Origin of the sequence: uncultured Winogradskyella sp. (genome assembly GCF_937958655.1) — a bacterium.
Taxonomy (GTDB): domain Bacteria; phylum Bacteroidota; class Bacteroidia; order Flavobacteriales; family Flavobacteriaceae; genus Winogradskyella.
Genome location: NZ_CALGNH010000012.1, coordinates 22,846 through 29,592 on the forward strand (window position 1 = coordinate 22,846; position 6,747 = coordinate 29,592).

The window sequence follows — 6,747 nt, forward strand, 5'->3', positions numbered from 1 at the left end:
TTATAGGCTTGATGGACAAACAAAATCCGTAGTTGGTAAATCTGTTTTCTTAATAGCGCCAAAACCGCCTGCAATATCTACCAAATATGCAAAACCTCTAGCTTTTAATATTGACGCCGCAATAACAGAACGATAGCCACCTGCACAATGTATGTAATAGGTTTTGCTTTTATCAATTTCATGCATTTTTTTATTAATAAACTCTAACGACAAATGCTGGGCGTTTTCTAAATGCATGGATTGGTATTCTCCATCTTTACGCACGTCTAATATATTTATATCAGAGGTTTTTGCTTTTTGTGCAAAGGTTTCTGCCGAAATGGACGATAAGGTGTCAATAGCTTTGCCAGAAGCTTGCCAGGCCTCTAATCCTCCTTTTAAAAAGCCGAGCGTATTATCGTAACCAACTCTAGATAGTCTCGTAACGGCTTCTGCAGATTTACCTTTGGGAACAACTAACAAAATAGGTTGTTTTATATCGGTTATTAACGCACCAACCCATGGTGCAAAGCCTCCGTTTAATCCAATGAAAATAGAATTTGGAATATGACCCTTTACAAAGTCAGATTGTGACCTAACGTCTAAAACAAGCGCAGATTCATGATTTGCTAATGCTTCAAATTCCTCTGGGCTTAATGGGTTGTTACCAGTTTTTAAAATAGAATCGAAAGTATCATAACCTGTTTTGTTCATTAAAGCATTTTTAGCAAAATACTGTGGAGGTGGTGCAATACCACGTAATACTTCTTTTATAAATTCGGCTTTCGTCATATCTGCACGTAAGGCATAATTTGTTTTCTTTTGCTCCCCTAATAAACCTATGGTTTCTTTACTTAGGTTTTTGCCACAGGCAGAGCCTGCACCATGTGCTGGGTATACAATAATATCATCTGATAAAGGCATTATTTTGTTACGTAGAGAGTCGTAAAGCATACCTGCTAAATCTTCTTTGGTTACATCCGATTTTATGGCCAAATCTGGTCTGCCAACATCTCCTAAAAATAACGTGTCACCAGAAAATATAGCGTAGTCTTTTCCGTTTTCATCTTTAAGAAGGTAAGTAACAGATTCTAAGGTGTGTCCTGGCGTGTGCAGCACTTTAAGTGTTAATCTTCCTAGTTTTAGTTCTTCATCATCTTTTGCTGAATGAATATTATATGCTGTCGTGGCACCTGGTCCAAAAACAATACTCGCTCCTGTTTTTTTTGCCAAGTCTACATGGCCAGAAACAAAGTCTGCATGAAAATGAGTCTCCAAGATATATTTAATTTTTGCATTGTTAGCCTTGGCCTTATCAATGTATTGTTGGGTTTCTCTTAGTGGATCAATTATAGCTACTTCACCATTAGATTCTATATAGTAAGCTCCTTGAGCTAAACAGCTCGTATATAATTGTTCAATTTTCATTCTTAATAGGTTTAATACAAATTTACAAAAGTTGGGTTTTGGAAAAAACGATATAACTTATAAAGCATTTAAAAGTTCATTTATAATGATATAAAAGGACATAAATATTGTAAAGTATCCAAATCCTTTTTTTAGTTGACTAGCCGCTATTTTTTTAGATAAAGATAGGCCAATAAAAATCCCAATAATAGATATTGAAGAAAACGTAATAAGCAGGATCCAGTCTATTTTTAAAGTATTTAAATCTCCTAAAAACCCAATAAGAGATTGTATGGCAATAATAAATAAAGAGGTGCTAATTGCTTTTTTAATTGGTAGTTTAACTAAAAGTACTAATGCAGGTACAATTAAAAACCCACCACCAGCACCAACTAAACCCGCTAAAACACCAACTCCTATGGCTTGTGTCCCAATGGCAAAATAGTGAGAACTGTTAAAGGTCTTAATACTGCTTTTACTTTCAATTGTTTTTACCTTTATCATAGACCAACCTGCCATAAGCATAATAAAGGCAAACAATAACATTATAAAAAGTGAATTCGTCATTTTAAAACGATATATTGAAAAAAAGACATTAGGTAAGTTTGGAATCACTAAGCTTCTTATCATAAAAACGGTGATTACAGAAGGAATTGTAAAAGCAATAGCAGTTTTAAAATCAATCCTATTTTGCTTTATATTTCTAAAAGTACCAATCGTAGCGGTGGTACCAACTACAAAAAGAGAATAGCCTGTTGCTGTAATAGGATTTAAACCTAAAAAATAAACTAAGATAGGTACCGTAAGAATTGAGCCGCCACCACCAATAAGTCCCAAGACAAGACCAACGATTAGAGCTCCAAAATACCCTAAAATTTCAATCAATTCCATTTAATGAGGTAATTTATTTTTAAGAACACCATACATAAAAGTACCTAATAATGCTGCGGCAATTACAATTAAGATTGAAAATACTCCAGTACCAACCAAAATGTACATAGGGCCAGGGCAAGCTCCGCATAGTGCCCAACCTAGCCCAAATATTATACCACCTATAATATAACGTATAAACCCTTTTTCTTTTAGCGGTACTTTTAAAACATTACCTTCTATTGTTTTTGTATTGAGTTGCTTAGAGATTAAAAGTAATACTATACCTGTAGTTACGGCAGTACCTATTATACCGTACATATGAAATGATTGAAATTTAAACATCTCAAAAATGCGATACCATGACACAGCTTCAGACTTTACTAGTACAATTCCAAAGCACAAACCCACTAAAAAGAATTTTATATACTTTCCCATCTTAAAATAATATTGGATAAATGAAATGAATCATAATTAAACCACCAATAAAAAAACCAATAACTGCGATTAATGAAGGTTTTTGTAAACTGCTTAAACCTGTAATGGCATGTCCCGAGGTACAGCCGCCTGCGTAACGTGTTCCAAAACCAACAAGAAACCCACCAATAATTAATAAGGATAGTCCTTTTAGTGAGATTATACTGTTCCATGCAAAAAGTTCGGGAGGTAATAGATTTTTACCTACATTTTTAAAACCTAAAGCGTTTAAATCGTTAATGGTGTTTTCACTTAAATCTATATCAATTGGATTAGATAAAAATTTATGTGCAATGAAACCGCCTAAAATAGCACCAAGGACTACGACTAAATTCCAACGTTGACTTTTCCAGTCAAACTTAAAAAATTCAACCTGTTTCCCTGCACCTCCAATGGTGCAAAGTGTTTTTAAGTTAGAAGACATCCCAAATGTTCTGCCAAAATAAAGTAATAAATACATTATAATGGCGATGCATGGTCCTGAGATATACCATGGCCAAGGTTGTAGTATATATTCCATAAAAACTTAAAGTGATTACAAACAAACTTAATGATTCTGTTTGTTTAATTTAATAAGAAACCTTTAGTTGTTCTTTTTTATTTTGCACGTATTAAGTCCTACTAAAGTATATAATGGGCAGAAACTAACAAAGCTTGTTATAACAAATATACCTGCAACTCCCATAAGAACATAGGCTAATGTACCATTAATAATATTTTGCCAATATAAAACCACCAGTATAGCAGCCATTAATAGTCTTAGGCCACGATCAATACTTCCCATATTTGCTTTCATAATTTAAACAATTTTAGTTATTCTATTATAATATAAATAAAAGTAAAGATAGAAGCGCATATAATACATACGATAAGTAATTTTATGATTTTTTTGAGTTGCATAATGCGTTCTACCATCGTTAAAGCACAAAATTATTAATATAGAAAAATAAATTTTGTAACATTTGTTACTCAAACAAGAATTGGTTTAATTTAACTTTAATCGCTAAGTATTAACCATAACTTTTGAAATTATAATTTTTTGATATATGAAAGATGAATTAAACAAAATTTTTGGTGACTCACTAGAGCCTAGACTTATTGAAGAAATTCATAAAGTAGGGATTTATAAGCGTATAGCAGCTGGTACTAAAATTATAGAAATAGGAAGTTTAGTTAGAGGTGTGCCTTTAGTTTTAACTGGTGCCATAAAAGTAATGCGCGAGGATAATGATGGTAATGAATTGTTGTTATATTATCTAGAAGATGGACAGGCTTGTTCCATGTCTATTTCAGGATGTTTTAAGACGAGTAAAAGTGCCGTTAGAGCTATTGCAGAGCGAGATACGGAACTTATTATTATACCTATTGATAAAATTGTTAATTGGAATATTACCTATAAATCGTGGAGTGATTTTATTTTTAATAGTTATGACGCCAGGTTTAATGAGTTATTACAAGCAATAGATAATATAGCATTCAACAATATGGATCAGCGTCTTGTGGAGTATTTAAAAGACAAGGCTCGTATTAATAATTCCCTATTTATAGAGCAAACGCACAAGGCAATTGCTTATGACTTAAATAGTTCTAGAGTTGTAATTTCAAGACTTCTTAAAAAACTTGAAAATGAAGGGGCTATTGAGTTACAACGAAATTTTATTAAGATCATTAATTTAGATTTTGAAAAATAGTAAACGGATAGTTTTTAATGATAAAATATTAATTATATTTGCATCCATTTTAAAGGCTATGGCATCAGTTATAGTCAAAACAAAATAGGCCACGTGGCGCAACTGAATAGCGCACTTGATTACGGCTCAAGAGGTTGCAGGTTTGAATCCTGCCGTGGTCACGAATAAATAGAAAAGGATAAAAATAATTTGAGCTTGCTCATAAATTATTTTTATCCTTTTCTATTTTCAAAGCGGAGCTTTGAGGGATGCGTATTAGCGAATCCTGTTCGTGAGTTCAATTATCAAATTGATATCTTTATATAATAAGTTCGAACGCTGTCTCACCAAGTTCACAACTAATTTAGAAAAGCAAGCTTTTTATAAGTTTACTTTTTTTATTGAAACAATTGGTAATATAACAGCACTGTGTTTCTTGTCAGGTTTTTAGGTATGCTTTGGGCTACCGTTTTTTATCCCAAAGCGCATAAAACTGGGACTAATATCTTAATTAAAAAAGCATTTTATCTTCCAATCTATAGTATAAGTATGTTCAGGTTCTAAAACTTGTAGGCCTATTTTGTTATTAAAACTATCAGATACACCAGTAGTAGGCTCAATAGCAATAGTATTAGCTTTAGGAGGTGTATATACTTGTAAAAAAGTAGTGTTTGATGATGTGGTCATTTCTAAATCATAACCTGGTGTTTCAAAAGTTACAGTATTAGAATTTAAAATAAAACAGTCGTCTAAGTTTTTATCTTCAACTTTAAATACCTTTTTACCGTCGTAAGGCTCAATACCAGTTGTTATCATTCTTTCGTTTAAAATTAGTTTTTGATGGCTATCAAATTTCAAACTACTTTCATATAGATTTTTACTTATAAAGTAGGGATGCCAACCCAAAGTAAAAGGAAATGCATTAGAATCGGTATTTTTTACAGAAGTACTGAGGTCTATTCCATTGGCAGTGAGCGTATATGTTAATATTATAGTGTAGGTATAAGGAAAGCCCTGAGATATGTCAGTTTCATCATATTCTAGCGTAACTGAAGCAGCGTGTTCTGAAGCAGTTTCTTCAATGATTTTAAATGCTTTGTCGTAAACTAAACCGTGCAAAGCATTGTTTTCTTCTTTAAGATTTATTTTAAACTGATATGTAGTGCCTTTATAAACATAAGTTCCATCTTTTATTCTATTGGCAAAAGGAAATAAAACAGAAGACGCATACGTGTTTTCATATTTTAAAGGAGATAAATCTTCTATAATTGGTACGTTATTTATAACTAATTCTTGTAAACTAGCCCCTTTATGTAAATCAATAATTGCATAGTTGTTATTCGTTGTATGGGCTAGTTTTATAAAGTTAGACTCCTCCTTTTCCAAGTATTCTGTTTTGTACATTTTTTATATGATTTAAAAGCAAATTAGAAGTATGAAATTCGCTGGTAGTTTTTTAAGAATAGTCCATTAAACATGGTTTACTACATATTACTTTTCTATATTTAAAAGTTGAATTCATTTATACCATTAACTTAGGTGAAGATCAAAGATAATCTTAAAAACTAATTTTGTGATCCTGTAAGGTCTTAATTATATACTTTTCTAGGTTTAGATAGGTGTAAAATTGCAATTAAAGATTTTGAAACAGCATGACAGGACAGGATAGGAATTTTACCTTCAAAAATTAATTTTACAGGTACTTTGTAATATGAATATTCTTAAAAATTTAATCAACTATATAACTAAATGAGCAAAACAATTGTTTTAACCGGAGCAGGAGGTGTGTTATGTAGCACCCTTGCAGACGCTTTAGCCAAAAAAGGGCATAATGTTGCTGTTTTGGACCTAAGAAAAGAAGCCGCAGATAAGGTTGCTGAGTCTATTAATAAAAATGGCGGAAATGCCATTGGTGTAGCAGCTGATGTTTTAGAGAAAGACTCTTTAATAGCTTCAAAGAAAGCGGTTAATGATGCTTTTGGTAAAGTTGATATTTTAGTCAATGGAGCTGGTGGAAATCATCCCTTAGGTACAACTTCAAATCCATTTTTTCAACTCGAAGATTTAAAAAATAAAACTGAAGGCTTTAAAACGTTTTTTGATTTAGACCCAAAAGGTATCGAGTTTACCTTTAATCTTAATTTTCTTGGTACACTAATCCCAACACAAGTATTTGCTGAGGATATGGTGGGACGCGAGGGTTGTAGTGTTTTAAATATATCCTCAATGAATGCCTTTACACCATTAACAAAAATACCAGCTTACAGCGGTGCAAAAGCTGCTGTTTCTAACTTTACACAATGGTTGGCAGTTCATTTTTCTAAAGTAGGTATACGTGTTAATG

8 protein-coding genes and 1 tRNA gene are annotated in these 6,747 nt (G+C 32.3%); 3 read left to right on the forward strand and 6 right to left on the reverse strand.

Going from position 1 to position 6,747, the window contains the following annotated elements:
* From Q0800_RS02515 to Q0800_RS02535, 5 genes are all read right to left on the reverse strand, one after another.
* Positions 1-1,407 carry an MBL fold metallo-hydrolase gene (locus Q0800_RS02515; RefSeq protein WP_299127339.1) on the reverse strand — a complete coding sequence of 469 codons (1,407 nt, stop codon included), beginning with the start codon at positions 1,405-1,407 and terminating at the stop codon, positions 1-3.
* A gap of 57 nt (positions 1,408-1,464) precedes the next feature.
* The gene (locus Q0800_RS02520; RefSeq protein ID WP_299127342.1) at positions 1,465-2,277 is read right to left on the reverse strand and encodes a sulfite exporter TauE/SafE family protein; all 813 of its coding nucleotides are present in this window, start codon (positions 2,275-2,277) and stop codon (positions 1,465-1,467) included.
* Positions 2,278-2,694, reverse strand: coding sequence for a DUF6691 family protein (locus tag Q0800_RS02525; protein WP_299127344.1), 417 nt, complete (start codon positions 2,692-2,694; stop codon positions 2,278-2,280).
* A 1-nt stretch (position 2,695) separates the two neighbouring features.
* Positions 2,696-3,253: a YeeE/YedE thiosulfate transporter family protein gene (locus Q0800_RS02530; RefSeq protein WP_299127347.1), complete on the reverse strand. Its 558-nt coding sequence runs from the start codon at positions 3,251-3,253 to the stop codon at positions 2,696-2,698.
* Between the two features lie 63 nt (positions 3,254-3,316).
* On the reverse strand, positions 3,317-3,529 hold the full coding sequence (locus Q0800_RS02535) for a DUF2892 domain-containing protein (protein WP_299127350.1): 213 nt from the start codon (positions 3,527-3,529) through the stop codon (positions 3,317-3,319).
* Positions 3,530-3,779: 250 nt separating this feature from the next.
* On the opposite strand from Q0800_RS02535, the gene Q0800_RS02540 reads away from it, so the two are divergent.
* Together Q0800_RS02540 and Q0800_RS02545 are read left to right on the forward strand one after the other, a co-directional pair.
* The gene (locus tag Q0800_RS02540; RefSeq protein ID WP_299127352.1) at positions 3,780-4,424 is read left to right on the forward strand and encodes a Crp/Fnr family transcriptional regulator; all 645 of its coding nucleotides are present in this window, start codon (positions 3,780-3,782) and stop codon (positions 4,422-4,424) included.
* 87 nt (positions 4,425-4,511) lie between these two features.
* A tRNA-Arg gene (locus tag Q0800_RS02545) sits at positions 4,512-4,585 on the forward strand.
* A gap of 325 nt (positions 4,586-4,910) precedes the next feature.
* On the opposite strand, the gene Q0800_RS02550 is transcribed toward Q0800_RS02545, so the two are convergent.
* Complete coding sequence (locus Q0800_RS02550) at positions 4,911-5,807, reverse strand: aldose 1-epimerase (protein ID WP_299127353.1); 897 nt, start codon at positions 5,805-5,807, stop codon at positions 4,911-4,913.
* A 345-nt stretch (positions 5,808-6,152) separates the two neighbouring features.
* Between Q0800_RS02550 and Q0800_RS02555 the strand changes: the two genes are divergently transcribed.
* Positions 6,153-6,747: SDR family NAD(P)-dependent oxidoreductase (locus tag Q0800_RS02555; RefSeq protein ID WP_299127354.1), on the forward strand; the 595-nt coding region annotated here is incomplete at its 3' end.